This window comes from Nonomuraea aridisoli, assembly GCF_003236395.1.
Lineage (GTDB): Bacteria > Actinomycetota > Actinomycetes > Streptosporangiales > Streptosporangiaceae > Nonomuraea > Nonomuraea aridisoli.
This window is the reverse complement of record NZ_POUD01000518.1, coordinates 1-2,229: the sequence shown is the minus strand read 5'-3', so window position 1 is coordinate 2,229 and position 2,229 is coordinate 1. Positions and strand designations below refer to the sequence as shown.

At 73.3% G+C, this 2,229-nt stretch carries 2 protein-coding genes; both read left to right on the top strand.

Annotation, left to right across the window (positions count from 1 at the left end; translation table 11 throughout):
• Nucleotides 1-295 precede the first annotated feature (295 nt).
• The gene (locus C1J01_RS47690) at nt 296-1,531 is read left to right on the top strand and encodes a hypothetical protein (protein WP_111185724.1); all 1,236 of its coding nucleotides are present in this window, start codon (nt 296-298) and stop codon (nt 1,529-1,531) included.
• Between the two features lie 11 nt (nt 1,532-1,542).
• Nucleotides 1,543-2,229, top strand: a 687-nt coding sequence (locus tag C1J01_RS47685) for a DUF2786 domain-containing protein (protein WP_111185722.1), incomplete at its 3' end; no start/stop codon positions are given.

Genomic DNA, 2,229 nt, shown 5'->3' with positions numbered 1-2,229 from the left:
GCCGGGGGGTGGAGCGGGGGCGCCGCTGGGAAGAGCACGGCGTCTGCGCGATCGCTTGCTCACGGTGACCTCCTCGCGTCCCATTGTGCGCCCGGACCCGCCCGTCCGGCCGGGCGGTAGCACGCCTGTCACCCGGACGTCAGCCCCGCTGCCGACAAGGTCGGTCAGGATGCCTGAACAGCAGGGAAAGGTGGGAGAAAAGGGACAGCGGATGGTGTTTGGCGTACAAGATGGCGACGTTCTGCGATGATCTCGTCGCATAGAGCCGGAGTTCGAGCCTCACGGATAGTGACAGATGCCGACATTAGAGGAAATAACAGTCTTCGTCACCGAGAAGCCGCTCGCCACGGCCGTCATCGCGCTGCTGGGCCTGGCCGGGCTCGCCCTGGCGCTCCTGGCGCTGCGAGTCGTCTGGCGCGCCCTGTCGTGGCTGTTCACCAGGTACGTCGCCCCCCGTCCCATCGAGGACGTGCTCACCATCGTGGCCGCCTCCATCGCCACGGGCGTCTCCGCGCAGGGCATGTGGCGCTTCTCCGGCGACGTGCTCGGCCTCGACGGTCCGCTGCGGCTGCTGCTGTTCGCGTTCATCGAGGTCGCGATCATCACCTCCGCCGTACGCGCCCGCCGCAACATGCGCGAGAACTTCTCCGCCGGCATCGACGGCATCGCCGTGTGGGCGCTGACCTGCCTGACCGCCGTGCTGTCCAGCATGGACGCGCGCAGCCTGGCCGAGGCCGTCTTCCGCCTCGCCGCCCCGCTGGTCGCCGCCTGGCTGTGGGAGCGCGGCATGGCCATCGAACGCCACCGCATCCGCGGCACCGGCCGCATCAACTGGCGCCTGACCCCCGAGCGGCTGCTCGTCAGGCTGGGCCTGGCCGAGGTCAGCGACCGCACGGCCAGCGAGGTCGACGCCCACCGCAGGCTCACCAGGGTCGCGCTGGCCGCCAAGCGCGCCAAGGCGCTGCGCGAGAACGGCGCCTCCGAACGCAAGCTGCGCCACGCGCTGGCCAAGCTCGACAAGGCCATGGACCAGGCCGTCGAGCACACCGGCCTGGCCGTCGACCCGGCCCGCCAGGAGGCGCTGCTGGCCCAGATCGCCGCCCTGTACAACACCTCCGCCCTCATCGACGCCGACCCGCGCGTGCCGTGGGAGTCCGACCCCAACCCGGTGCCGGCCCGCCCGGCGCTGCCGCCCGCGCTCGCCGAGCTCGTCCGCGACGAGGACGAGGACGCCGTGGTGCTCGACACCACCCCGCAGGTCGTCAGCACGGCCGAGCGGGCGGCGCTGATGCGGGCCGCGCGGGAGTACTGGGACCGCCAGATCGCCAAGGGCATCGTGCCGCGCACGGTCGACATCGCCCAGGAGATCGGCATCTCGCTGGCCACGGCGCGCGAGTATCGTGCCCTGTGGAAGCTGGAGCCGCAGGCCCACGCCCTCATCGAGGCGCTGTACCACCAGCACGGCATCGTGGACACCGGCGCCTTCCCGGCCCTCGACGACGACGGGCGGGTGCTGAGCGGCAAGTCGTAGGGGGAGCACGGTTGCGGGAGCGCACGCTCGAACGCGTCAGGAAACTGCTGGCCAAGGCCGAACGCACCGACAACGAGCACGAGCGGGCGGCGTTCATGGCGGCGGCCTCCGCCCTGATGGCCAAGTACGGCATCGAGGCGCTGCCCCCCGAGGGCGCCCTTCAGACGCCCGGCGACCGCGTCGTCACCCTGCCCGGGCCGTGGGCCAGGGAGAAGGCCCGCCTGGTCAGCCTGGTCGCCCAGGCCGTGCGCTGCCGGCCGCTGCTGCTCGGCCGGGCCGACGGCGGGCAGCGGGTGCACGTCTTCGGCTTCGCCGCCGACCTGGAGCGGGCCGAGCTGCTGGCCACGTCGCTGCTGCTGCAGATGGCCTCGGGGCTGGCCAGGGCGGAGCCGCCCGAGGGCGTCACGGCCGTGCGGGCGTACCGCAGGTCGTGGCTGTTGGGGTTCGCCGACGAGGTCCACCGCCTGCTGTGCGCCGCAGAGTCACGCGCCGAGGCCGAGTCACGCGCCGAGACCGGGGCCACCGGCGTCGCGCTCGTCCTCGCCGACCGCCGCGCCGAGGTGGACCGCGCGGTCGCCGCCCGCTACCCGAAGATCCGCCTCAGCGTGCCACGGACGAGCGGCACCGGCTACCGCGACGGCGCCGCCGCAGGCCGCCGCGCCGACCTCGGCCGCACCGGCGTGCCCGCCACACCACCC